This window comes from Leclercia sp. LSNIH3, assembly GCF_002935105.1.
GTDB lineage: Bacteria > Pseudomonadota > Gammaproteobacteria > Enterobacterales > Enterobacteriaceae > Enterobacter > Enterobacter adecarboxylatus.
In genome coordinates, this window is the sequence record NZ_CP026387.1 from 4,380,921 (window position 1) to 4,405,901 (window position 24,981).

26 protein-coding genes and 1 pseudogene are annotated in these 24,981 nt (G+C 58.1%); 20 read left to right on the forward strand and 7 right to left on the reverse strand.

Translation table 11 applies throughout. The features are described 5' to 3' along the window. The first annotated feature begins 4 nt into the window (after window positions 1-4). Genes C3F35_RS21235 through catA form a run of 13 tightly spaced genes read left to right on the forward strand, consistent with a single transcriptional unit; the run spans window position 5 to window position 10,398 of the window. The gene (locus C3F35_RS21235; protein ID WP_230430760.1) at window positions 5-520 is read left to right on the forward strand and encodes a nuclear transport factor 2 family protein; all 516 of its coding nucleotides are present in this window, start codon (window positions 5-7) and stop codon (window positions 518-520) included. Between the two features lie 28 nt (window positions 521-548). Next, on the forward strand, window positions 549-1,862 hold the full coding sequence (locus C3F35_RS21240; protein ID WP_032611412.1) for an aromatic ring-hydroxylating oxygenase subunit alpha: 1,314 nt from the start codon (window positions 549-551) through the stop codon (window positions 1,860-1,862). Then, the gene (locus C3F35_RS21245; protein ID WP_103792220.1) at window positions 1,862-2,341 is read left to right on the forward strand and encodes an aromatic-ring-hydroxylating dioxygenase subunit beta; all 480 of its coding nucleotides are present in this window, start codon (window positions 1,862-1,864) and stop codon (window positions 2,339-2,341) included. The genes C3F35_RS21240 and C3F35_RS21245 overlap by 1 nt, the downstream gene beginning before the upstream one ends. A gap of 10 nt (window positions 2,342-2,351) precedes the next feature. Then, window positions 2,352-3,092, forward strand: a complete 741-nt coding sequence (locus C3F35_RS21250; RefSeq protein WP_104456753.1) for an SDR family NAD(P)-dependent oxidoreductase — start codon at window positions 2,352-2,354, stop codon at window positions 3,090-3,092. A gap of 9 nt (window positions 3,093-3,101) precedes the next feature. Further along, window positions 3,102-4,034, forward strand: coding sequence for a PDR/VanB family oxidoreductase (locus C3F35_RS21255; RefSeq protein WP_103792053.1), 933 nt, complete (start codon window positions 3,102-3,104; stop codon window positions 4,032-4,034). 10 nt (window positions 4,035-4,044) lie between these two features. Then, window positions 4,045-4,539: a flavin reductase gene (locus C3F35_RS21260; RefSeq protein WP_059307674.1), complete on the forward strand. Its 495-nt coding sequence runs from the start codon at window positions 4,045-4,047 to the stop codon at window positions 4,537-4,539. Between the two features lie 24 nt (window positions 4,540-4,563). Beyond that, window positions 4,564-5,889: an MFS transporter gene (locus C3F35_RS21265; protein ID WP_103792052.1), complete on the forward strand. Its 1,326-nt coding sequence runs from the start codon at window positions 4,564-4,566 to the stop codon at window positions 5,887-5,889. Further along, on the forward strand, window positions 5,886-6,572 hold the full coding sequence (locus C3F35_RS21270) for a 3-oxoacid CoA-transferase subunit A (RefSeq protein WP_103792051.1): 687 nt from the start codon (window positions 5,886-5,888) through the stop codon (window positions 6,570-6,572). Before C3F35_RS21265 ends, C3F35_RS21270 begins: the two co-directional genes overlap by 4 nt. 9 nt (window positions 6,573-6,581) lie before the next feature. Then, window positions 6,582-7,244: a 3-oxoacid CoA-transferase subunit B gene (locus tag C3F35_RS21275; protein ID WP_103792050.1), complete on the forward strand. Its 663-nt coding sequence runs from the start codon at window positions 6,582-6,584 to the stop codon at window positions 7,242-7,244. After that, entirely contained in the window at window positions 7,245-8,024 is a 780-nt protein-coding gene (gene pcaD / locus C3F35_RS21280) for a 3-oxoadipate enol-lactonase (RefSeq protein WP_103792049.1), read from the forward strand. Further along, complete coding sequence (locus tag C3F35_RS21285; protein ID WP_077227084.1) at window positions 8,008-9,123, forward strand: muconate/chloromuconate family cycloisomerase; 1,116 nt, start codon at window positions 8,008-8,010, stop codon at window positions 9,121-9,123. The genes pcaD and C3F35_RS21285 overlap by 17 nt, the downstream gene beginning before the upstream one ends. A 12-nt stretch (window positions 9,124-9,135) precedes the next feature. Continuing rightward, the gene (gene catC, locus C3F35_RS21290) at window positions 9,136-9,420 is read left to right on the forward strand and encodes a muconolactone Delta-isomerase (RefSeq protein ID WP_077227085.1); all 285 of its coding nucleotides are present in this window, start codon (window positions 9,136-9,138) and stop codon (window positions 9,418-9,420) included. A 51-nt stretch (window positions 9,421-9,471) separates the two neighbouring features. Further along, on the forward strand, window positions 9,472-10,398 hold the full coding sequence (catA, locus tag C3F35_RS21295; RefSeq protein WP_059307679.1) for a catechol 1,2-dioxygenase: 927 nt from the start codon (window positions 9,472-9,474) through the stop codon (window positions 10,396-10,398). A 122-nt stretch (window positions 10,399-10,520) separates the two neighbouring features. On the opposite strand, the gene C3F35_RS21300 is transcribed toward catA, so the two are convergent. After that, entirely contained in the window at window positions 10,521-11,357 is an 837-nt protein-coding gene (locus tag C3F35_RS21300; RefSeq protein WP_233211635.1) for an AraC family transcriptional regulator, read from the reverse strand. Between the two features lie 113 nt (window positions 11,358-11,470). Here C3F35_RS21300 and C3F35_RS21305 point away from each other — a divergent pair, with 113 nt between their 5' ends. From C3F35_RS21305 to C3F35_RS21315, 3 genes are all read left to right on the forward strand, one after another. Next, on the forward strand, window positions 11,471-12,205 hold the full coding sequence (locus tag C3F35_RS21305; RefSeq protein WP_059307680.1) for an AzlC family ABC transporter permease: 735 nt from the start codon (window positions 11,471-11,473) through the stop codon (window positions 12,203-12,205). Window position 12,206: 1 nt separating this feature from the next. Then, window positions 12,207-12,530, forward strand: coding sequence for an AzlD domain-containing protein (locus C3F35_RS21310; protein WP_103792048.1), 324 nt, complete (start codon window positions 12,207-12,209; stop codon window positions 12,528-12,530). A gap of 129 nt (window positions 12,531-12,659) precedes the next feature. After that, entirely contained in the window at window positions 12,660-13,061 is a 402-nt protein-coding gene (locus tag C3F35_RS21315; RefSeq protein WP_032611372.1) for a YybH family protein, read from the forward strand. A 7-nt stretch (window positions 13,062-13,068) separates the two neighbouring features. On the opposite strand, the gene C3F35_RS21320 is transcribed toward C3F35_RS21315, so the two are convergent. The 4 genes from C3F35_RS21320 to C3F35_RS21335 form a co-directional block, all read right to left on the reverse strand. Beyond that, on the reverse strand, window positions 13,069-13,764 hold the full coding sequence (locus tag C3F35_RS21320; RefSeq protein WP_103792047.1) for an RES family NAD+ phosphorylase: 696 nt from the start codon (window positions 13,762-13,764) through the stop codon (window positions 13,069-13,071). After that, window positions 13,761-14,168, reverse strand: coding sequence for an MbcA/ParS/Xre antitoxin family protein (locus C3F35_RS21325; protein ID WP_103792046.1), 408 nt, complete (start codon window positions 14,166-14,168; stop codon window positions 13,761-13,763). Before C3F35_RS21325 ends, C3F35_RS21320 begins: the two co-directional genes overlap by 4 nt. A 106-nt stretch (window positions 14,169-14,274) precedes the next feature. Further along, window positions 14,275-16,548: an FdhF/YdeP family oxidoreductase gene (locus C3F35_RS21330; protein WP_103792045.1), complete on the reverse strand. Its 2,274-nt coding sequence runs from the start codon at window positions 16,546-16,548 to the stop codon at window positions 14,275-14,277. Beyond that, a complete protein-coding gene (locus C3F35_RS21335) occupies window positions 16,541-17,113 on the reverse strand; it encodes a HutD/Ves family protein (protein WP_103792044.1) in 573 nt (190 codons plus the stop codon). The genes C3F35_RS21330 and C3F35_RS21335 overlap by 8 nt, the downstream gene beginning before the upstream one ends. A 216-nt stretch (window positions 17,114-17,329) precedes the next feature. Between C3F35_RS21335 and C3F35_RS21340 the strand changes: the two genes are divergently transcribed. Then, entirely contained in the window at window positions 17,330-18,766 is a 1,437-nt protein-coding gene (locus C3F35_RS21340) for a purine-cytosine permease family protein (RefSeq protein WP_103792043.1), read from the forward strand. Between the two features lie 23 nt (window positions 18,767-18,789). Here the strand turns inward: C3F35_RS21340 and C3F35_RS21345 are convergent, their stop codons facing one another. Beyond that, complete coding sequence (locus C3F35_RS21345) at window positions 18,790-19,185, reverse strand: rhodanese-like domain-containing protein (protein ID WP_032611361.1); 396 nt, start codon at window positions 19,183-19,185, stop codon at window positions 18,790-18,792. A 109-nt stretch (window positions 19,186-19,294) separates the two neighbouring features. On the opposite strand from C3F35_RS21345, the gene ftrA reads away from it, so the two are divergent. Next, entirely contained in the window at window positions 19,295-20,275 is a 981-nt protein-coding gene (gene ftrA, locus C3F35_RS21350) for a transcriptional regulator FtrA (RefSeq protein WP_103792042.1), read from the forward strand. A gap of 42 nt (window positions 20,276-20,317) precedes the next feature. On the opposite strand, the pseudogene C3F35_RS21355 reads toward ftrA, so the two are convergent. Further along, window positions 20,318-21,307, reverse strand: a pseudogene (locus C3F35_RS21355) (LacI family DNA-binding transcriptional regulator); the annotation flags it as partial. A 340-nt stretch (window positions 21,308-21,647) separates the two neighbouring features. Between C3F35_RS21355 and C3F35_RS21360 the strand changes: the two are divergent. Continuing rightward, window positions 21,648-22,880: an oligosaccharide MFS transporter gene (locus C3F35_RS21360; protein ID WP_103792040.1), complete on the forward strand. Its 1,233-nt coding sequence runs from the start codon at window positions 21,648-21,650 to the stop codon at window positions 22,878-22,880. A gap of 11 nt (window positions 22,881-22,891) precedes the next feature. Further along, entirely contained in the window at window positions 22,892-24,952 is a 2,061-nt protein-coding gene (locus tag C3F35_RS21365; RefSeq protein WP_103792039.1) for a beta-galactosidase, read from the forward strand. Window positions 24,953-24,981: the final 29 nt, after the last annotated feature.

Here is a 24,981-nt window from a genome sequence, read left to right on the forward strand (position 1 = left end):
GCAGATGATGAACCCACAGGATGCGCTGCGTTTACAGCAGCTTGAGGATCAGCAGGCCGCCCGGATCTGTATCAGCAACTACATGCATTTGTGCGATCGGCTGGACAGCATGGAGCGGGTACAGGCCATCGGCGCGCTGTTCAGTGCAGACGCCTGCTGGGAAGGGGTGGGTGAGCCTTACGCCACCCGGCTGGGCAAGCATCAGGGGCGCGAGGCGATTATGGCGATGATGGCGAGCTATGTCCGCCAGCCTGCGCACTTCGCCCTGAATGCCCACTTTTTGTGTTCCGAAGCGCTGTATCAGGATGCCGACGGCGAGCTTCATGGCCGCTGGATGATGCTGCAAACCTCCGCGTTCAATGCCGGAGGCGCACACCTGAATGCCGCAGAGATTGAGATTGTTTTCCGTCGCGAGGCGGGTGAGATGACCATCCACCATTTCACTACCCGCAACCTGTTCAGCAGGCCGGTGAGCCACTGGCATGCGGCGGATGCGTTACCGGTACCTGACAAAAATTAGAACCTCGACGACGAGCAGGAGAAAGATTATGCAGTGTGACCACATCATCAATGTCAAAAATATCGATACCACGGCGCAGCCCGCACCGGGCCGCGAAGAGATTGCCGCCCTGGTACAACCCGATCGCGTCCACACCTCGCTCTACACCTCTGAGGAACTGTTCCAGCTGGAGCTGGATCGTATTTTCACGAAGACCTGGGTCTGGGTTGCGCACGTTAGCGAAATCCCGGAAACCGGCAGCTTCAAAACCACCGAGATCGGCACCCAGCCGGTGATCGTGGTGCGCGACCGCAAGGGCACCATTCACACCCTGCTGAACCGCTGCCGCCACCGCGCCGCTACCGTCTGCGAACACCGCACCGGCAAAACCAACAGCTTCGTCTGCCCGTATCACGGCTGGGGCTACGCCCTCGATGGGAGCCTGCGCGGCGTGCCGCACCCGGAAAGCTATGCCGACCAGCTGGAGAAAAACGAACTGGGGCTGGTGTCGCTGCGCACCGAGCAGTACGCGGGCATGGTCTTCGCCACCTTTAATGAGCAGATCGAACCGCTGGAGGATTTCCTCGGTGCGGCGAAAAAATGGATGGATCTGTTTATGAAGCAAGGGGCGGGCTACCCGATCAAAACCGGGCCTGCGCACCGCTTCCGCTTCCCCGGCAACTGGAAAATCCAGCTCGAGAACACCACGGACGGCTACCACTTCCCGGTGGTGCATCGCTCCTTCCTGAGTTCGGTAGATAAGCAGACTGAAGAGATGCTGAACTTCGTCGACGGCAGCGGCTACGTCGAAGATCTCGGCAACGGCCACAGCGTGATGGTGATGATCCCCGAGCTGGTGGATCTGGAGGCCAACCTCGATGCGCCGATCCCGGAACGCTTTATCGGGCTGGCTGACGAGCTGCGCAAAGAGCACGACGAAGCGCAAGTGCGTCGCATCGTGCGGGCGGTGGGCGGCTCCGGTTTCAACCTCAACTTGTTCCCGAACATTGCCTGCTCCATGGCCTTCTTCCGGGTGTTGCAGCCGGTGTCGGTGATGGAAACCGAAATTCACCACGCGGTGATCACCATGGACGGCGGGCCAGAGATTGCCAACCAGGCGCGTCTGCGTCTGCACGAACACTTCCAGGGGCCGATGGGCTTTGGCACCCCGGATGACTCCGAAGCCTGGGAACGCGTTCAGCGCGGGGCCACCGCAGGGGATGACCTGTGGATCATGCTCAACCGCGGCCTGGCCGGGGAATACCGCACCGATGACGGTCTGCGCAGCGACGTCAGCGCCGAAACCGGCATGCGTGCGGCCTACCAGCAGTGGAAAAAATTGATGACGGAGAGCGAAAAATGATGACCCCCGATTCTGTCCTGTTTGCGGCCATGTCCGTAATCAACCTGGAAGGCGATCTGCTTGACCAGGGCGAGTTCAATGCCTGGCTGGATCTGTGGCAGCACGACGGCCTGTACGTGGTGCCCATCGACCCGAATGAGCAGGATTTCAAAAACACCCTCAACTACGCCTGCGACGATCACCACATGCGCGTGCGCCGGGTGAAGCGTCTGTACAGCGGGGAGTCGATCTCCACCACGCCGCGCGCCAGAACGCTGCGCACCCTGTCGCGCTTCCGTCTGCTGGAATCCCGCGAGGATCTGATTGTGGTGCGGGGGGCGCAATCCCTGTGGGAACACCGCAAAGGGCACAGCCGCCACTACGCCGCGGATATCACCTGGCACCTGTTGCCCAAAGACGGCAGGTTGCTGATTGCCCAGAAAGTGATCCGGCTGGTCAACAGCGACGATGTGCTGCACAGCATCGGTTACATCCTCTGAGGAGCCATTCATGACGCAAACCGTATTAGTGACCGGCGCAGCCGCCGGTCTGGGCAATGTCATTGCCACCAGCCTGCTGAAGCAGGGCTACCAGGTGGTGCTGACCGATGTCGATGCCACCCGAGCCCACGAAGCCGCGGCGCGCCTTGATGGCGGTCAGGACAGGGTGCTGGCGCTGGGGCTGGATATTTGCCAGCCGCAGGATTTCGCGGACGCACTGGACGCGACCATTACCCGCTTCGGCAGTCTGGACGTGCTGGTAAACAACGCCGCGCTGACCCTCGCTACCCCGGTAATGGAGATCGCCGTGGAGGAGTTCGACCGGGTGATTGCCACCAACCTGCGCGGCACCTTTGTCGGCTGCCAGACCATGGGGCGTTACTTCGCCACACGCGGCTACGGCCGCATCATCAACCTGGCGTCACTGGCGGGGCAGAACGGCGGCACGGCCTCCGGTGCCCACTATGCGGCCTCGAAGGGCGGCATCCTGACCCTGACCAAAATCTTTGCCCGTGAGCTGAGCAAATCCGGCGTGACGGTCAATGCCATTGCGCCGGGGCCGCTGGATCTGCCGATGGTTCACGCCCTGGTGCCGGAAGAGAAGATGGCCGGGCTGTTGCAGATGATCCCGGTGGGCACATTAGGTGAAGCAGAGTTTGTCGCCCAGGCCGTGGCCTTGCTGGCGTCACCGCAGGCGTCGTTTGTCACCGGGGCGACCTGGGACATCAACGGCGGTCTGTTTATGCGTTAAGGAGTCAACATGCTGACATTACAGGTTATCAGGCGGGAGTTGCAGGGCGAGGTGGTCCTGCTGACGCTGGCGCATGCCGACGGTATCGACCTCCCGGCCTTCCGCGCGGGGGCGCATATCGACCTGCATCTGGCAGAAGACCTGGTGCGTCCGTATTCCCTGTGCGGCGACCCGCAGAATCGCCAGCACTACCAGCTCGGCATTCTGAAAGAGAGCCAGTCCCAGGGAGGCTCGCGGGCAGTCCATGCCCTGCGCGAAGGGGATCGGATTCAGGTCAGCGACCCGCGCAACCTGTTTGCGCTGGACGAAACCGCCAGCCACAGCCTGCTGATTGGCGGCGGGATTGGTATCACCCCGATGCTGGCAATGGCGGCGGAACTGCATGCCGCCGGGCGTTCGTTCAGCCTGCACTACTGCGCCCGTTCCCGCGCCCAGGCCGCCTTTATTGCGCAGCTGGAGCAGGCGGCCTGGGCCGACCGCGTGCATCTGCACTTTAGCGATACCCAACGGCTGAACCTGGCGGCGGTACTGAGTGACGTGCCGGCCAATACCCACGTCTACACCTGCGGCCCGACGCGCCTGATGGATGCCGTCACCGACGTGGCATTGGGGCAGGGTTACCGCCCGGAGCAGGTGCACCAGGAGTGCTTCAGCGCCGAAGTGGACACCGGCGGCGCGGCCTTCGAGGTTTTCGCTGCAACCAGCGGGATCACCGTGCAGGTGTTGCAGAACCAGAGCATCGTCGAGGCGCTGGCGCTTGCCGGGCTGAAGGTGTGCGTCTCCTGCAAACAGGGGATCTGCGGCAGCTGCCTGACCGACGTGCTGGAAGGCGAGCCGGATCATCGCGACCACTACCTGACCGATGAAGAGAAAGCCGACGGCGACCAGATTTTGTTGTGTTGTTCCCGGGCGAAAAGTGCCCGTTTAGTCATCGATTTGTGAGGAAGAACTTATGACACTGCAAACCGAATTTCGGAATGCCATGGCGCAACTGGGGAGTGCGGTCTCTGTGATCACCACCGACGGCCCCGCGGGTAAATTTGGCTTTACCGCCTCTGCCGTGTGCAGCGTCACGGACGCGCCGCCGACCCTGCTGGTCTGCATGAACCGCAACTCCTTTGCCAATGCACACTTCAAACAGAACGGGGCGCTGTGCGTCAACGTCCTCTCCAGCGACCACCAGGATCTCTCCGGGGTGTTCGCTAACGCCAGCCTGCGCTCCGAGCAGCGCTTTGAGTACGATTCCTGGCAGGTGATGGCCAGCGGTGCACCGGTGCTCAGCTCGGCTGTCGCCAGCTTCGACTGCGTGATCGACACCTGCCATGAGGTGGGCAGCCACACCGTTTTCTACTGCCAGGTGCAGGCGATCCGCATTAGCGAAGCCCCGCGCGGGCTGGTCTATTTCAACCGTCGCTACCATGCCGTCGGGCATGACGTGGAAGCGTAAAACCAGACAATAAGGGGAACGCTGATGAGCAATGTCGTGACTGAAACAACCGCCGCGCCGGTGGCTGCCTCGCAGGATGCAAAGCAACTGCGCAAGCTGGTCATCGCCTCGGTGCTGGGGAATGCCCTGGAGTGGTATGACTTCTTCTTGTACGGCACCGCGGCGGCGCTGGTCTTCGGCCCGCTGTTCTTCCCGGTGGGCGGCGACCCGATGCAGGGCACGTTGCTGGCGTTTTCCGGTTTTGCGGTGGGCTTCCTCGCCCGTCCGCTGGGGGGCATCGTCTTCGGGCATATCGGGGATCGCTATAGCCGCAAGATGACGCTGATCATGACCCTGACCCTGATGGGGGCCACCACCTTTATCATCGGCCTGCTGCCGGTCTACGCCCAGATTGGTATCTGGGCGCCAGTCTCGCTGATCACTCTGCGCTTTTTGCAGGGCGTGGCGTCCGGCGGGGAGTGGGGCGGTGGGGTGCTCATGTTGAGCGAGAACGCCCCGTTGTCGCGTCGCGGCTACTTTACCGCCTGGAGCCAGATGGGCGTGTCCGGTGGGTTTGTCCTCTCGGCCTTCGCCTTTTACCTGGTGCAGAAGCTGCCGGAAGAGGATCTGATGAGCTGGGGCTGGCGCGTGCCTTTCCTGCTCAGCATCCTGATCTTCCTGGTCGGGGTCTATATCCGCAAAAACATCCGCGAGAGCAAGGCCTTCAGCCAGGCGAAGCCGGAAACAAAGCACGAGAAGATCCCGCTGATGGTCCTGATCCGCGAGCATCCGAAGGCGCTGTTGCAAGCCATCGCCCTGCGTCTGCCGGAGAATGGCGCGTCCTATATCTTCTTCACCTTCTCGGTGGTCTACGCGAAACACATCGGCATTAGCACCGGGGAGATCATCAGCGCCGTGACCCTGGCGATGCTGGTGGAGTTCTTCTCGATCCTGTTCTGGGGTGCGCTCTCGGATCGCATCGGCCTGAAGCCGGTCTACTACATCGGCGTAATTGGCCTGCTGGTGATGGCGTTCCCGTTCTTCTGGCTGCTCTCCACCGGTGACTACGGCTGGATCATGCTGGCGATGTTCCTCGGCCTGCCGTTCTGCCACGGGGCGATGATCGGCACCCAGCCCTGCATCATGAGCGACCTGTTCCCGGTGCGCGTGCGCTATTCCGGCCTGGCGCTGGGGCATGAAGTTGGCTCGATCTTCTCCGGTGGCCTGGGGCCAATGCTGGCGGTGGCACTGCTGATGCACTTCGACGCCTCGTGGCCGGTCTCGCTTCTGTTGATGGGTTATGCGCTGCTGGCATGGATTGCGTTACGCAGTCTGCCCGCCACGACTAAAAATAACGAGGTAAGCAAATGATTGATAAACGGATTGCCGCCACCGATGGCGCGGTGGCCGACATCTTCGACGGTGCCGTGGTGATGGTGGGCGGTTTTGGCGCAGCCGGACAGCCTGCTGAACTGCTGGATGCCCTGATCCACCGCAAGCCGCGGGAGCTGACGCTTATCAGCAATAACGCCGGGAACGGTGACTACGGCCTGGCGGCACTGCTGAAGGCCGGTTGCGTGAAAAAAGTGATCTGCTCTTTCCCGCGCCAGACCGACTCCTGGGTCTTTGACGATCTGTACCGTCGCGGTGAAGTGGCGCTGGAACTGGTGCCGCAGGGCAACCTCGCGGCGCGCATTCAGGCGGGCGGCAGCGGCCTGGGGGCGATCTTCACCCCCACCGGGTATGGCACTGAACTGGCCGCAGGCAAGGAGACCCGCCATATCGACGGCAAAGATTATGTTCTTGAGTACCCGCTGAAAGCCGATTTCGCCCTGATCAAAGCCCTGAAAGCCGATCGCTGGGGCAACCTGGTGTATGACAAAACCGGGCGCAACTTCGGGCCGATTATGGCCGCGGCGGCCAGCTGCACTATTGCCCAGGTGAGCGAGATTGTCGCCCTCGGCGAACTCGACCCGGAAGCGGTGGTGACGCCGGGCATTTTTGTTCAGCGCGTGGTGTCGGTGGCGACGGCCCGCCTGCCGCAGACGGCATAAGGAGATCCCGTGAATAAACTGACTCATCAACAGCTGGCGGAACGCATTGCCCGCGACATCCCGGAAGGGGCGTATGTGAATCTCGGCATTGGCCTGCCAACCCGCATTGCCAACTTTCTGCCCGCCGATCGCGAGATTTTCCTCCACAGCGAAAATGGCATTCTCGGCATGGGGCCTGCGCCGGAGCCGGGCTGCGAAGATCCCGAGCTGATTAACGCCGGAAAACAGCCGGTAACGCTCCTGCAGGGCGGCTGCTATTTCCACCACGGCGACTCCTTCACCATGATGCGCGGCGGTCATCTGGATATCTGCGTGCTGGGCGCTTATCAGGTTTCCCGGCACGGCGACCTTGCGAACTGGAGTACCGGCGAGCCGTCCTCCATTCCTGCGGTTGGCGGGGCGATGGATCTGGCGATTGGCGCGAAGCGCGTGTATGTGATGACCGAACATCTGACCCGCCAGGGCGAGTGCAAAATCGTCAACACCTGCACCTACCCGCTGACCGGCATGGCCTGTATCGACCGCATCTATACCGATATGGCGGTGATGGATATCACCCCGGAGGGCATCGTGGTGCGCGAACTCTTTGGCGATGTGACCGAAGAGTATCTCCGGTCCATCACCCCGGTGGCGCTGACGTTTGCCCTGAACGCCCAAACCGAGGAGGCGTGAATGGATCTGGACTATCGCCTCGATGGGCCGCAGGAGGCACCGGTGCTGGTGCTCTCTAATTCGCTGGGCACGACCTGCCAGATGTGGCAGCCGCAGATGGCCGCGTTGACGGAACATTTCCGCGTGCTGCGCTACAACACCCGCGGGCACGGATGCTCTCCGTTACCGGAAAGCGGTATCAGCCTGGCAACGCTGGGGCAGGACGTGATTGCCCTGCTGGATCACCTGGATATTGAGCGCGCCTTTTTCTGCGGCATCTCTCTCGGTGGGATGACCGGAATGTGGCTCAACCGCCACGCGGCATCGCGTTTCTCGCGCATCGTGGTGGCGAATACCGCAGCGAAGATCGGCGAGGCCAAAGGCTGGTTGCAGCGTGCGGCCACGGTGCGTCAGCAGGGCATGGCTCCGGTCGCCAGCACGGCGGCGGATCGCTGGTTTACCCCGGCATACCGCGAGCAGCACCCCGGCACAGTCCAGCGGCTGATCGACGATCTCGCCCACACCCCGGCCGAAGGCTATGCCGCCTGCTGCGAAGCGCTGGCCGCGGCGGATCTGCGTCCTGACGTGGCGGCCATGCTGCGCCCGATGCTGGTGATTGCCGGCGAGGACGATCCGGTCACCACCGTGCAGGACGCCATGTGGCTCGCCGCCCAGGCGAAGCAGACCGAATGGGTCGCTTTACCCGCCTCGCACCTGTCGAACGTGGCCAGCCCGGACGCTTTTAACCATCACGTCGTGACTTTTTTAACCGCAGGAGCTGTACATGACTATCACCATTGAATCCCTGGCCTGCTGGCTGGTGGATATCCCCACCATTCGCCCGCACCGGCTGTCGATGGCGACCATGGGTTGCCAGACGCTGACCATCGTCCGCATGCAGTGCGCCAATGGGATCACCGGCTGGGGTGAAGCGACAACGATTGGCGGCCTGAGCTACGGGGCAGAAAGCCCGGAAGCGATCAAATCCGCGATTGAAACCTATCTGGCTCCGCTGCTGTGCGGCCAGTCGTTCCAGGGCGTCGCCGACCTGGCGCAGAAGATGAACGCCAGCGTGAAGGGCAACACCTTCGCCAAATCTGCCCTCGAAACCGCCTTCCTCGATGCCCAGGGCAAAGCGCTGGGGCTGCCGGTCAGCGCGCTACTGGGCGGGGCGCTCACTCAGCGCCTGCCGGTGCTGTGGACCCTGGCGAGCGGCGACACCCAAAAAGATATTGAAGAGGGTAAACGTCTACTGGCGGAAGGGCGCCACGACACCTTCAAGCTGAAAATCGGCGCGCGTGGGCTGGATTTGGACGTTCGTCATGCGCTGGCGATCAAAGCCGCGCTGGGGGATGAGGTCAGCGTGCGGGTGGACGTCAACCAGGCGTGGGATCTCACCACCGCCATCAAAGGGATGACGCAGTTGCAGGCGGGCGGGATCGACCTGGTGGAACAGCCGATCCCGCTGTGGGATCGGCAAGGGTTAATCACCCTCAGCCAGCGTTTTACGGTGCCGATTCTGGCCGACGAAGCGGTGGCGACCAGCCATGACGGCTATGCCCTGGCGAGCGGCGGTTTTACCGGCGTCTATGCCCTGAAGATTGCCAAAGCGGGCGGCCCGGCTCAGGTCCTGAAGCTGGCGCACGTGGCGCAGGCGGCTGGCGTGGCCTTGTACGGCGGCACCATGCTGGAAGGCACGCTGGGCACCGTGGCCTCGTTGCACGCCTGGTCGACGGTAAAAATGCAGTGGGGCACCGAGATGTTCGGCCCGCTGCTGCTGAAGGATGACATCGTGGTACGTCCCCTGGATTTCAGCCAGGGAGAGGTGACGTTACCGCAGGGGCCTGGATTAGGCATCGACATAGACGAAGACAAGCTGCGTCATTACGCACGCCAATAAAAGGAAAACGCGATGCTTTTTAAAGTGGAAATGACGGTCAACATTCCGTCATCGCTGCCGTCGGCAGAAGTGGAAGCGATCAAAGCGAAAGAGAAAGCCTACTCCCAGCGTTTACAGCGCGAAGGTAAATGGCCGCACATCTGGCGTGTGGTCGGGCAGTACGCCAACGTCAGCATCTTTGACGTGGCAGACAACCAGGAGCTGCACGACATCCTGACCGCGCTGCCGCTCTACCCGTGGATGGCAATCAGCGTGCAGCCCCTGTGCGCGCACCCGTCATCCATTCACAACGAATAATCGTCATCGACATAACTACAACAAACTGAACCCTACAAAGAGGAACATGCAATGTCTGTGAATCCTGTACATCAAACCGAACTGGAATCCTTACTGGCGATCAGCAGCGGCTTAAATTCCACTGGCGGCAACGATCGTCTGAAAAACATCATGCACCAGTTGTTGAGCGACCTGTGCAAGACCATCAGGCAGTTCGACGTGACCGATGAAGAGTTCTGGGTGGCGGTGAACTACCTCAACGAGCTGGGCGGACGCCAGGAAGCGGCGCTGCTGGCGGCCGGTCTGGGCCTGGAGCACTATCTGGATATGCGTGCCGACGAGAAAGAGGCCGCATCCGGCCACGAGGTGGGCACCCCGCGCACCATCGAAGGGCCGCTGTATGTGGCGAATGCCCCCCTGAGCGAGGGTTTTGCCCGCATGGACGACGGCAAAGAGCAGGCCGAAACCATGTGGCTGCAGGGTCAGGTGACCGATCTGCACGGTAAGCCGGTGGCCGGGGCGATTGTTGATATCTGGCACGCCAACACTCTCGGCGGCTACTCGTTCTTCGATCAGTCCCAGAGCGAATACAACCTGCGCCGCCGCGTCCGTACCGGCGACGATGGTCGCTACGCCGTGCGCAGCATCGTACCCTGTGGCTACGGCTGCCCGCCGGATGGCCCAACCCAGAAACTGCTGACCGCCATGGGTCGCCACGGCAACCGCCCGGCACACGTACACTTCTTTGTGTCGGCGCCGGGGTATAAACACCTGACCACGCAGATCAACCTGAACGGCGATGAATATCTGTGGGATGACTTTGCGTTCGCGACGAGGGCGGAGCTGATTGCGGATCCGGTGAAGGTGACAGATCCGGCTGTGGCGCAGTCGCGCGATCTGAGTGGGGAGCATACGGAGGTGAACTTTAATTTTACGCTGGTGGAAGCGACAGACGGTGGGGAAGAGGAGAGAGGGAAGCGGGCGCGTGTTAAGGAGTGATTGCTGAGGATTGAAAGGGCCGGGGCCGCATAGCGGCCCCGGTTTTGTTATTTTGGGACGGACATTGCGCGCGCAGAAGCTGAGTGCGTGAAAGCGTCTTACCGGGAGCGCCCGCTGTGTCCTCACATCGACGCCGCGGCAAACATCCCCGGCGTCGTCCCAAAATGGGCGCGAAACTGTTTGATCAAATGGCTCTGGTCAAAGAAGCCGATATCGCTGGCAACCTGCGCGGCACCCATCCCTTTTGCCAACAGCCCTTTAGCGCGCATCAGACGGATTTGCGTCAGGTACTGATGCACCGACAGGCCGGTCATCTTCTGGAAGGTGCGCATAAAATAGAATTCACTTAGCCCCGCGACCTGGGCAATCTCTTTAACCGTCAGGGGCTGCGCGTAGGCTGAGTGCAAAAACGCGATCGCTTTGCGAATATCAGCCCGCAAAACGCTCAGGCGCGACCCTTTGACGGTGCGCTCCCCGTAATGCCCTACCAGTACATTGAGGATCTGATACATCACGCACTCTTTTTCCAGCGGGTCAGGACTCTGTTTCATCACGCTGGCGGCATGGAGCATACGGCGGGCCATCAGCGGATCGTGGCGGATCCCTTGCAGGCCAAAATTCACGTCGCCCTTGCCGCTGAGCACCGTTTGCGCCACCTCGTTGATCAGCTTTTCGCCCGGGTAGAACGCGCAGTAATCCCAGCCTTCGTCACGCTGCACTGCCTCGCCGGTATGCACCTCGCCCGGGGCGATAATCATCACCGAACCCGCCGCGGCAATGCCGTTTTGTCGGCATACCCGGGTGCGCTGCGCACCGCGGGCAAAGGCAGCGATCACAAACTCATCATGAAAATGGGGTGGGTAGCTGTGCTCATAGCAGGTGGCTTGCAGGATCTCCATGCCGCCGTGCAGCTGACTGTCGCGCCACAGGCTGATCTCATCGCGTTTTTGTTGCCCCACGTTCGCGCCTCCTACAACCTGAGTAAATTTCACTGCTGAGCAGGATTTTACTATAGCGATTGTTGATGATTCTTAAGATAGTTATTGAACTAAGTAATATAAGGGAAGAGATAATGTTAACGAAGTTAAATACCGGGCATCCCGCGTCTGCCACGGGGGAGTTTCGGGCCGGTATTGCCGCCTGTATTCCGACCATTGCCGGTTACTGGAGCATAGGCTTTGCCGCCGGGGCGATTGGCACGCTATCCGGCTTTACGACGGGACAAATTGCCCTGCTGGCGAGCGCGCTCTATGCAGGCTCGGCGCAGTTTCTGTTTTACTCCCTGTGGGCGGCGGGGGCCGAAATGGCGTCCGTGGTGCTGAGCGTGCTGCTGGTGAACCTGCGTTATCTGCTGATGAGTTCATCGATGAGCGTCTTTTTTCGCGACTACACGACCCTGCAAAAAGTGGTGAGTGGGCTGCTGCTGACGGATGAAACCTTTGGCGTGGCGGTGCAGCGCGCCAGTCCGCAGGGCAAAATCAGCTATAGCTGGATGCTGGGTCTGAACATTACCGCCTGGCTGAACTGGATCATCGCCTGTGTCACCGGAGCCTGGCTGGCCACCACACTGCCGGCATCGCTGATGGAGGGGCTGGGCTTCAGCCTGGTGTCGATGTTTATTGGCCTGATCCTGATGATGTGGTTCGCCAGCCGCAGAAAGGTACTGGAAAGCATCAATATCGCTGTTGCGGTGGTCATTACCTTGTTAACTGCCGGGAGTGGTTCCCTCAGTCTGGTGGTGATTGTGGCCGCGTCCCTTGCTGCCACGCTGGCAACGCTACTGTTACGCACCCGGAAAGGAAAATAAGATGGAACGCCATATTCTTCTGACTATTCTTGCCTCTGCGTTGGTCACTGCGCTGATGCGTACCGTACCGGTGTTACTGTTATCGCGCTTTCGTCTGCCGGAGGTGATGCTGCAATGGCTGAGCTTTATCCCCACCGCCATCATGGCCGCGCTGGTCGCTGCCGAACTGCTGAGCAAGCCCGCAATGACGAATTCCGGGGTTAGCATCTCGCTGCTGGCTGCGGCCTTTGCCACGCTGGTGGGCATTCTTACCCGCGGGTTATTCGCTACGGTGATTGCGGGTGTGGTGGCGTTCTGCGCGGCGGGGTATTTCCTGGCGCAATAGTCTATAAAGCGTAAGGTCTGCGCGGCGTCTTATCGGAGGGCCTACGGGGCGTCGCGCGTCTTTGGCCTACATATTGGGCTGGCTGATGGTACAGTGAATACAGGCCGTCAATAACCAGGAGAAATGCACATGAACGAACATCCGCTTTGCCAGATCATCAAGTCGTGTGACAGGGCGATCTCAGCTAAAGATTTTGACTCGCTGATGGAGTACTACGCTGAAGACGCCGCGCTGGTCGTGAAGCCCGGCATGATCGTGAAAGGTAAGAACAATATCCGCAACGCCTTTGTTTCTATCGCTGATTATTTTCAGGATCAGCTTATCGTGAAACAGGGCGATATCCAGGTCATTGAAGGCGGGGGAGATGCGCTGGTGATCATGGAAACCCATCTTTTTTTCCCGGATGAACAGGGCGGCACGACAGAAATTACCCGCCGTGCAACCTATGTCTTCCGCCTGGAAAACGACCGCTGGCTGTGCACCATTGATAACTCTTATGGGACATCTGTCCTGGACGCTGAGTCTGCCTGAAGCACTTTTATTTGCTGACTGGCGTGACCAGTCCGATGCTGACGATCCCTTTGTCCCAGATAATCTGGTGCAGAGAGGTCTGAATGATGCTGGTAATAGGTTTTGGCGTGAGTAGCGCCCAGCAGATGCCGCCAGGTTTACGAACCGAGCGATAGGTCACTCCGGTCTCCCCCGCGACGCGCAGCCGAGCACCAAACTGCTGTGGCTCGCGGTAGTCGGTGGGATGATACCAGGGGTGTGAATCCGGCAGGCCGGTGATATCGGCAAACGCACAGCCCTCCAGTTCGGTCTCCAGGCAGCGGTATTCGAAGCGTTCGAACTTCAGATCCGGCACGTTATGCCAGTAAAGATGGCAGTGGTAGACAATTTCGGCCAGCGCCGTCTCTTTGCTGTCTCCGAGGTAGTAAACGCCATAATCGCCGTTCGAAAAGCGGCTACCGTCCGGGTTAACGTGGGTAAAGGCGGCCATTGCATAGTGCGCCCCGCGGATCCCCAGCACCCACTCTTTACGCGGGAGCAGAGCGAGATTGCCCACCTCCTGGGACAGGCGCGGATTGGTGAGCTTCTGGATCTCATACAACACATCGAATGCCTCGGGCGTGGCGACGTCTTCGAAGACATAGATGGCAGGATACTTGGTATGCAGCAGCCGGTAGCCCTTGAGGGGAACAACCGCGGTACGGGGGATCTCGGGATGGATCATCCGGCGAGGCCTCCGCGCAGCACGTCCACCCGTTTCGCCACTTCGTGCAGGTTGCCGAACTCACCGTCCTCAATCAGGGATAATGGCGTTGCCCCATTGAAGTAAGCATTGTGGTTTTCCATGGTCATGAATCCGTAGACGTTCTCCGGGTTACTGAACACAATGCGCAGTGCCGAATGCATATTCAGCAGGTAGCTGATTCGGGTTAACTGGTCGTGAGTCAGCGAGGCTGTCTTCGTCTCTTTCTGTCGGTATTTGTAGAGCGCCGCTCTGGAGAGCTGCAGAATATTCTGCTGCTGCTCTGTCGAGCAGCCCCATTTTTCCAGAATATTCATTGCGGCTCTGATGGCGATCAGATCGCGATCGCCGCGGGCTTCAGAGTCCAGGTTCAGGTGCTTCGTCATGGGATGCTCCCTCAGCGCAGAGTGATTGATATAGTCTTAGCATGAACTAAATATACCAATATGTCTACGTGAAGACACCTTTGCTCCGGGCGACGATCGTGACGTTTTATAAAGGGCGAATCTCCTTTGAACGCAGGGTGATCTGCACCGGCACCGATTTATACGACGGGGTACCGCTCTCTTTATCCAGATAGTTCAGCGGAACCAGCACGTTAGCCTCCGGGTAATAGGCGGCCACCGTACCGGGCGCAATGTTGTACGCCACAACGGTGATGTCGTCGAGGCGCTGCTGACTGTCGGGGAGGGCGGTGGTGATATCCACCCGGTCGCCATGCTCAAGCCCCTGCTGCTGCATATCCTCTTCGTTCATAAACAGCACGTCGCGACGACCGAAAACCCCGCGATAGCGATCGTCGAGGGCGTAGATAGTGGTGTTGTACTGGTCGTGGCTGCGCAGAGTCACCAGACGCAGCACGTTCTCACCTTCCCCCTCGCTGTTTTCAGTTACGCCGTCAAACAGGGAGAACATCGCTTTGCCGGTTGCCGTCGGCCAGACGCGCTCGGTAGGGGGCAGTGGCATACGGAATCCGCCGGGCACCCGGATGCGGGCGTTAAAGTTCTCAAAGCCGGGAAGGGTCTGTTCAATTCGGTCGCGGATGTGGTCGTAATCGGCGACCAGCTCCAGCCAGTCGGTTTTGCTGTTTGTCAGGGTGGCGTGGGCGATCCCGGCGACAATGGCCGGTTCCGAGCGCAGGAAAGGGGAGGCCGGTTTCAGCTTCCCGCTGGAGGCATGCACCATCGACATGGAATCTTCTACGGTGATCGACTGTTGGCCGCTGCGCTGCATATCCAGTTCGGTGCGCCCCAGGCAGGGCAGCAGATACGTCTCTTTGCCCACCAGCAGGTGGGTGCGGTTCAGTTTGGTCGCCACATGCACGCTGAGATCCAGCGTTTTCAGCGCCGGGAAAGCCTTGTCGTGATCCGGCATCGCCACGGCAAAATTGCCCCCCAGGCAGAGCAGCGCTTTTGCCTGGCCGTCGATCATCGCCTGCGCGGCCTGCACCGCGTCGTGACCGTGCGCAGCTGGCGGGGTAAAGCCAAACACCGTGCCCAGCCGATCAAGGAAGGCGGCTGAGGGTTTTTCAGTGATCCCCACCGTGCGGTTGCCCTGCACGTTGGAGTGGCCGCGCAACGGGCAGATGCCCGCGCCGGGCTTACCGATATTGCCACGCAGCAACAGCAGGTCGGCAATCAGGCGCACGTTGGCGGTACCTTTGTTGTGTTGGGTGATCCCCATACCGTAGGTAATGATGGTGGCGCAGGAAGCGGCGTAGATCTGCGCCACGTTCTCCAGGTCGGCGCGGCTCAGGCCGGACTCGCGTTCTATGGCCTCCCAGGGGGTGGCGGCGATATCGGCGGCAAACGCCGTAAACCCCTGAGTCTGGGTGGCGATAAAGTCATGATCCAGCGCGTCCAGGACCAGAAGATGTTTTGCAATTCCTTTTAACGCGGCGGCGTCCCCTCCGGCTTTGACCTGGTAATAGGTTGAGGCGATGTCGGTCGCGCTGTAGGTCGCCATCTCTTTGACGCTTTGCGGATCGGCAAAACGCTCCAGCGCCGTTTCGCGCAGCGGATTGAAGACGATAATCGGTACCCCCCGGCGGGCAAGTTCGTGCAGCGTGCCCATCATCCGCGGGTGGTTGGTGCCCGGATTATGCCCGATGGAGATCACCAGTTCGGTGTGGTCAAAATCCTCCAGCGAGACGGTGCCTTTCCCTATCCCGATAGAGCGGGGCAGGCCGACGCTGGTGGCCTGATGGCACATGTTGGAGCAGTCGGGGAAATTATTGGTGCCCAGTTCGCGGGCGAACAGCTGATACAGGAACGCCGCTTCGTTCGAGGCGCGCCCGGAGGTGTAAAACTCCACCTGATCCGGCGAAAGATCGCGCAGCACTTCCCCTATACGGGCAAAGGCGTCGTCCCACTCTACCGGGCGAAAGGTGTCGCTTCGGGGATCGTACTTCATGGGATGGGTCAGACGGCCATAGCCCTCCAGCTCAAAATCGGTTTTCGCCCACAGGTCACTGACGGTGTGCGCCGCGAAAAAGTCGGGCGTGACGCGCTTCGTGGTCGCTTCCCACGTCACCGCTTTGGCCCCGTTCTCGCAAAACTGGAAGGTGGATTTGTGTTCTTTATCCGGCCAGGCGCAGCCCGGGCAGTCAAAGCCGTCGGGCTGGTTGGTGCGCAGCAACGTGGCGGGGGCGTCAAAGGCATCCATCTGCGTACGCACGGCGATTGCCGTCGCCTTTAAGGCTCCCCAGCCGCCCGCGGGACCGGCGTAATGGCGGATCCCGGGAACATTTCGTCTGTTGTTATTCATTTTTACTCCTGTCGGGTATCTCATTATGGCGGCGAATGTCGGCCAGCAGCAGCGAGGCCTCCTCTGAGTGTGGCATAACCGCCCCCGGCGTCTCTCCCTGCCACCAGATCCCGCTGGCCGGAGAGTAATGATTTCCGGCGAGTTGCCAGCCCCCCTTCAGTACAAAGGCGATGCCTTCCGCGCCGGGTTGCTGAGCGGTTGTGGCAATTGTCACCTCCGCGGAAGCCCGGCTGCGCTGGGTCATAACGTTAAAGTCCATGCCTGGCCCGCTGACGCCCTCGGTGGCAAGACGCCACTCTCCCGGAAATGCCCAGGGAACGCCTGGCTCAAGGCGGTGAAGCAGATCGTCACCGCGCAGCCACAGCCCGGCATCGCCGAGCAACATGATTACCCGATCGACGCCAGGAAAGAGGGAGAAAGGACCATCCTGGGCAAGCGTGGCAATGCTGGCCCGCCACAGAAAGGGGGCATCCGCAGAGGGAATGCTGACGATCTCCCGGGTTTCACCCGCCCCGTTTTTCCACGGGGTGACCGGCAGGGAAGCGAGCGTGAAGGGCGTAATCATATCCGTTTCACCCTGATATTGGGGGTTAATGATCTATCTTCGCTACAGATAATTTTCAAAACAATTACAAATTATTCACAGTTCAGTTCACAAATCCATCATCAGATTCGTGTGGGCAGATGTCAATGGTTGTATATACATGATCTGTCATGTGGCGTTGCCCTGACGCATGCTGGGTGTCTGGCGGTCATTAATCATCCATTCAGAGAGAAAACTATGTCGTCTTTTTCGTCTTCAGAAGAGCAGTCTAAGAAAAACGGGACGCGGTTATCGGAAACGCGCTCCATTGATTACATCCCGGATAATGAACGCCACGGTCATCCCTTCAGTCAGTTTACGCTGTGGTTTGGCGGTAACCTGCAGATTACGGCCATTGTGACCGGGGCGCTGGCGGTGGTGCTGGGCGGCGATGTGGTGTGGTCTATTATTGGCCTGCTGGTGGGACAGATACTCGGCGCGGTGGTGATGTCGTTCCATGCCCTGCAGGGGCCACGTCTGGGCCTGCCGCAGATGATCATCAGCCGCGCGCAGTTTGGCGTCCTGGGCGCGGTGATCCCGCTGGTGCTGGTATGCGTGATGTACGTTGGCTTCTCAGCCAGCGGCACGGTGCTGGCCGGACAGGCGATGGCGAAATTACTCTCGGTGTCGAACGTCGCGGGGATGATCCTGTTCAGCGCGATTATTATCGTGATTGCGGTGCTGGGATATCGCGTGATCCACAAGCTCGGCAAAGTGGCGAGCGTGGTAGGGGTGCTGGCGTTTGTCTATCTGTTTATCGCGCTGCTGATGTCCAGCGACCTGGGGGCGATTGCGCAGAATAATCACTTCTCGATGCCGATGTTCTTGCTGGCGGTGTCGCTCTCTTCTTCATGGCAGATCGCCTTTTGCCCCTATGTGTCGGACTACTCACGCTATCTGCCGCGCAACGTCTCGGGCGTGAAAACCTTCTTCTCGGTCTTTAGCGGTACGGTGCTGGGCACCCAGGCGTCGATGACGCTGGGAGTGATCACCGCGGCGATTGCCGGGAGCGCTTTTAAGGGACATGAGGTGAGCTATATCGTCGGGTTGGGTAAAAGTGAAGCAATGGCGATGGTGATCTACTTTGCCATCTGCTTCGGCAAAATCACCTTTACTACCCTGAACGCCTACGGCAGCTTTATGTCACTGACGACCATCGTGTCCGGTTTTCGCAACCAGACCACGTTGAGCCAGAGAAGCCGGGTGATCTTTGTGGTGCTGATGGTGACCATCTCCTGCGTGATTGCACTGCTCAGTGAACCCGCATTCCTGAAACACTTCACCCATTTCCTGCTGTTACTGCTGGCGTTCTTTGTACCCTGGAGTGCCATCAGCCTGACCGACTACTTCATTATTTCCCGTAAAGCGGTAGATATTCCGGCGCTGTTCGATCCCCGCCAACGTTATGGATACTGGAATATGTTTGGTATCAGCGTGTATGCCGTGGGCGTACTGATCCAGTTGCCATTTATCGAGAACCCGCTCTACCACGGTTCGCTGACCTGGATTTTTGCCGACAACGATGTGTCGTGGATCATCGGCTGGTTCTGCACGGCGGCGCTGTACTATGCCTTCAGACGTTTTGATCGCCGGGTGTTGCCGGAACAGACCATCTATCCGGCAACAGGCAGGTAAGGGTGGAGGGCCGACCCGGGGCGTTATGCGGCGTTAAACGCAAAACCTTCGTCGGCCCATCCGGTCAGACCCCCAATCATGATCTTCACCGGGCGGCCCAGTTGTGCCAGCTTCAGCGCCGCGCGATCGGCGCCGTTGCAGTGCGGCCCAGCGCAATAGACCACAAACAGGGTATCGGCTGGCCATTCCGCCATGCTTTGCGCGGTCATATCACGATGTCGCAGATGCAGCGCCCCCGGAATATGACGGCGAGCAAACGCCTCCGGAGTACCCACCACATGCAGCAATACAAAATCGACATCACCCTCTTTGAGCGCGGTATGGACATCATCGCAATCCGTTTCCACACTCAGTCGTTGTAAAAAATGCTTCGCCGCGTTTTCTGCTGACGCAGCAGGGTAATCAGTTACATAGCTCATCATGTCCTCCTGAGTTGAGCCATCACTTTACGATTGCCGCGCTGTTTTGACAGCAGGCAGAAATGCCATATACCATCAGGATCCTGACAAAAATACCCTGAGTGCGGTAATGAACAATCCTCTGGTTGTGGCTCTGGCCTATGACGGCTTATGCACGTTTGAATTCGGCATTGCCGTGGAAATTTTCGGCCTTGCACGCCCTGAAATGGGGGATAACTGGTATCGCTTTGCAGTGGCGGGGGTCGAACCGGGGGCATTGCGCGCCACGGGCGGCATCCGGCTGGTGGTTGACGGCGGGCTGGAGCTGCTGGCGGAAGCCGGGACCATTATCGTCCCCGGCTGGCGGGGCGCGGATGTCCCGGTCCCCGCCGCACTGTGCGAGCAGTTGGTTGCCGCCCATGCGCGTGGGGCGCGGATCCTCTCTATCTGCTCTGGCGTCTTTGTGCTGGCCGCCGCAGGGTTGCTCAACAACCGGCAGGCCACGACCCACTGGCGGTACACTGACGTGCTGCAACAGCGTTATCCTGCCATTCAGGTGACGCCGGATGTGTTGTATATCGATAACGGTGATGTGCTCACCTCGGCCGGAAGCGCGGCGGGGATCGACCTGTGCCTGCACCTGGTGCGACGGGATTATGGTAGCGTAGCGGCCAACCAGGTGGCGCGTCGGCTGGTCGTGTCCCCGCATCGCGATGGGGGTCAGGCCCAGTTTATCCAGCAGGCAGTGCCCGTCGCCTACGAAGGCCATCGGCTTGGCGCGCTGTTTGATTATTTGCTTGAAAACCTTGCCGCCCCGCACAGCGTTGATTCACTGGCGAAGTTTGTCGGGATGAGTCCACGCACTTTTCTGCGCCGTTTTGCAGCGACGACCGGTAAAACCCCTGCCCAGTGGTTGTTGAAGGCCCGCCTGAGTCGCAGCCAGGATCTGCTGGAGAACAGCCAGCTGTCGCTGGAGCGCATTGCGGAGGAAGTAGGATTTGGCAGCGTGGCGACGATGCGTCATCACTTCAGAAATCAGCTATCGACCACGCCTGCGGCGTACCGGAGGGGGTTTTCTCAGCCAGCGCGGAGAGTCATTAAGGCTGAGTAGCCCGCTCGCGCGGCTTTTTTATCTCTGTCAGTTCGTCGCAATCGAATCACGTAAAATAAATTCAGCGGGCAAAATGCTGCTGTCAGGTATGCTTTCCGGAGTCGCCGCGAGCACTCTGGCCACCGCTTCTTTACCCTGGGCGTCTAAATCGAGGCGCACAGTGGTAAGGGAAGGGATGAAAAAGGCGCTTTCGTAACTGTCATCGTAGCCGATAATGGAAACCTGATGGGGTACCTCTATCTGCGCCTTATTGAGCGCACTCAAAGCGCCCAGCGCCATCTGGTCGTTACCCACCAGCAGAGCGCTGAATTCGATCTCATTTTCGATAAGCTGCCGCGCGCCATCGTGGCCGCTTTGAGCATCCCAGGTACCAAAAATAACGGCTGCGGGCGTTTTGCCAAATGTCGCCAGGCTGCTTATCCAGTTTTCCAGACGCAGCTTTGCCGAGACAGAGTGCTGAGGACCCGGCATCAGTACGATGCTGTTATGCCCCAGTTCGCATAAGCGTTTAACGCTCTCCCGGGTACCGTTTGCCGGATCAAAGATGACATGAAACACACCGCTGTCCGGGGCAACGTCGAGAAAAAGACAGGTGACGTCGTTATTCTGTTCAGCCAGCTTTCTGGCAGGAGGGGTTTCCAGCGGGACGTTAATCAGGATTTTTTCAATAAACTGGGATTTAAAATCGTTAATCGATTGCTGTATGGCCGTAGGGTCAGCTTCATCAATCATCGAAATCAGGACCTGGTAACCCGCCTCACGGGCGTGCTTTTTCACGGAGGCGGCGATTTGCGACGGCGCATGCAGTGCGAGGGAGGTGGTCACTAACCCCAGCGTCTGGGTGCGTTTACCGACCAGCTGTTGCGCCAGACGGTTAGGAACGTAGCGCAAATCTTCAATCGCCTGCTCGACACGAAGACGCGTTTTTTCGGCAACGTTCACCGATTTATTGAGTACCCGGGAAACGGTCTGGTAGGAGACACCGGCCTGACGCGCCACATCTTCCAGGGTCGCATTTCTGTTCTTGTTCACCCTCAATCCTTTCTTTTTGCGTGGCTGAAAAAACGCCTGTCATCGGTGGCGTGAGCGAAATTATATCAAAATGTCATACCTTCACATGGCGAAATTTGGCGATCTTGCTCACCTTTTTCTGCTTTTAAAATTACGTTCTGTGATGTTGATTGCACTTTTCATCAAGGAGAGTTGTTCGCGTCTTTTGTCAGGTATTGTATGTAACACGTTGATGTGAACGTCATACATTTTCACATCATCAGCAATCGGGTGCATATCGTCCCAGGCATGATCCAAAAGAACGCGACTCACTGAGCCCTCAGTGAAGCACCGACCCTGTTCCTTCTTGAGGAAGAAAAATATGGTTACCGGTAAAAGGAACTATGTCCTTTTAAGCATTTTCGATTTTCTCTATCTGTTTGCCTGGTCGTCGACGATGGCTTTTTTTGTCATCTGGACGACTCAGCATTTAGGCATTAGCGCCACCCAAACGGGGTGGTTGTATGCAATAAATGCCTTTATTGCGCTGACCATGCAGCCATTTTTTGGCTTTATATCAGATAAATTTGGCACAAAAAAATCGCTGATTTTTTTTATTATTGCTTTGCTGCTGCCGGTCGGGCCGTTTTTTATCTATATTTATGCGCCCCTGCTCGTCAGCTCCTTCTGGTTGGGCGCGATTCTGGGCGGCATTTATCTTGGGGTTATTTTTAACTCCGGGTGTGGAGTCATTGACTCGTATATTGACAAAATATCCCGCCGCTACGCTTTCGAATATGGACGTGTGAGAATGTGGGGCTCTTTGGGATGGGCGGCTGCGGCCTATATTGTCGGGCGTAATATTAACGATAATCCCAATCTCTCTTTCTGGCTGGCCAGTATTGCCATTGTCTTAGCGGCTGTCTGCTTTATGCTGACGAAAATCACAGTCACACTGGAAGAAGAGAAGATGACCTCGTCATTGAAAGCGGGGCATGTTTTTGAATTAATGAAAGACAAGCAGTTCTGGATGCTGATTATTTTTACGCTGTTTGTTACCCAAATCTATGATACCTACGACCAACAGTTTGCGCAGTACTTCTCTTTACAGTTCCCGAGCGTTGACGAAGGGAATAAATGGTACGGCACTCTGGCATCCATTCAGGTGTGTGGCGAAACTTTATTCCTTGGGCTGATGCCGTGGTTTGTCAATCGCGTCGGGGCGAAATGGGCGCTGGTCATAGCCGGGACGATCATGTCGGTGCGTATTCTGGGATCTGCGGTTCCGCTGGGTCCGGTATGGATTGCGGCAGTGAAGATGATGCACGCCATTGAAAAACCCTTAATCCTGATCTCCGTCTTTAAGTTTATTGCCCAGAATTTTGACCATAAATTGTCATCCACAATCTATTTACTGGTGCTGTTTGCAGCATCCATTGCGACGACAGTCTATTCCCCGGTGGTGGGGCATTTATACGACACCATTGGGTTTGCTAATACCTATATCATTCTTGGCGCTGTTTCAGGGCTGTTTACGCTGTTCTCGGTATTTTCGCTCAGGAGCAGAAAAGGAAAAGCCGTTGATCTTTCTCAGGAGAGAGCGTCCTTAGCATAAGGAAGAAAAATATGAGCAAATTATTTACGGACCTCAATTTATTGCACGGTGCCGATTATAATCCGGACCAGTGGCTCAGTCAGCCCGATATTCTTGAGAAGGATATCGCGATGATGAAAGAGACAAAATGCAACGTGATGTCGGTAGGGATATTTAGCTGGTCTAAACTTGAACCCGCAGAAGGTGAATATCAGTTTGGCTGGCTGGATAGCGTTCTGGATACCCTCTACGCCAGTGGGATTTATGTCTTCCTGGCGACACCGAGCGGTGCAAGACCGGCCTGGGTTTCAGAAAAATACCCAGAGGTATTACGGACCAATAAAGATTTGACGAAAAATCTGCATGGGGAGCGACATAATCACTGTGTTTCATCTCCTGAATATTTACGACTGACCGGAAATATTAATAAGCAACTGGCGAAACGTTATGCGCATCACCCGGCAGTGTTGGCCTGGCATATTTCAAACGAGTATGGCGGTGACTGCCACTGTGATATTTGCCAGCAGGCATTCCGCGACTGGCTGAAACAGAAGTATCAGACGTTAGAGAACCTGAATCAGCGCTGGTGGGGTGCATTCTGGAGCCACGAATATTCGAGCTGGAGCCAGATTCATTCGCCGGGGCCACTGGGTGAACAGTCGGTCCATGGACTGAATATCGACTGGCGACGCTTTATGAGTGAGCAGGTTGCGCTGTTTTGCCGTCATGAAATTCAGACGGTGAAAGCCTTCAATCCCACTATGCCTGCCACCACTAATTTTCACGGTGTATTTAATGATTACGATTACTGGCGCCTGGCGCAGGAGGTCGATTTCATCTCATGGGACAGCTATCCGGAGTGGCATAAAACTCAACAACAGGAAAATATCGCCTCTTACACGGCCTTCACGTTTGATCTGATGCGAAGCCTGAAGCCCGGATTGCCGTTTCTGTTGATGGAGTCCACTCCCGGGACCACCAACTGGCAGGCAGTCAGCAAACTCAAAAGACCGGGGATGCATCTGCTGTCGGCAATGCAGGCGATTGCCCACGGTTCTGACTCGGTACAATATTTTCAGTGGCGTAAAAGCCGGGGTTCGGTCGAAAAATTACACGGTGCGGTGGTAGATCACGTCGGCCATCTCAATACCCGCGTCGGGCGAGATATCAAGCAGGTTGGCGCTGCGCTTGAGAAACTGGCACCGGTAGCAGGCGGGGATTATCGGGCTGAGGTGGCGATGGTCTATGACTGGGATAATCGCTGGGCGGTCAACGACGCCGCCGGGCCACGTAACTGTGGTATCCACTTTGAAGAGACGGTGCAGCAGCACTACCAGGCGCTGTGGCAGCAGAGTATCCCGGTGGATATTGTTTGCCAACAGTCCGACCTCAGCGCATACCGGGTAATCGTCGCCCCGATGCTCTATATGGTGAATGAAGCCTTTGCCGAACGCGTTAATCAGTTCGTGGCGGCTGGCGGGGTGTTTATTGCGACCTACTGGACAGGTATCGTTAATACGGATGATCTGTGCTTCACAACTGGTTTCCCGGGGCCTTTACGCGACGTATTGGGTATCTGGTCGGAAGAGATCGACGGTCTGTATGACGGCGAAACGAATCAAATCAGCATGACGTCATCAACCTGGCACAGTCCGGGACGCGAGTATGAATGTCGGGAGCTTTGCGATCTTATTCATGCGGAAACGGCAGAAGTCCTGGGCGTCTACCAACAGGATTTTTACGCGGGCCGGCCAGCAGTAACCCGTAACACCTGGGGAAATGGGCAGGCGTATTACCTTGCAGCAAGAACCGATGGGGATTTTCTGCACGATTTTTACCGGATGGTTGCTGATGAAAATAGCATTACCGCCTCTACATCGATGCCCCTGCCAAAAGGTGTGGTTGCAACGGCAAGGCAGAGCGAAGGGCAGGCATATATCTTTGTACAGAACTATGGCAAACAAGCCGTCACGCTTGATTTGGCAGAAGAAAGCCGGACGCTGAAACCCTTACTCAATGGCGATGTGCTGCAGGGGGATCACTATCCGCTGCCTGCATTTGGCGCAGAAGTGTTTTTAGCAGAAAAGGAATAAGGGGCTTTCCTTTTATCAAAAAAAATCCA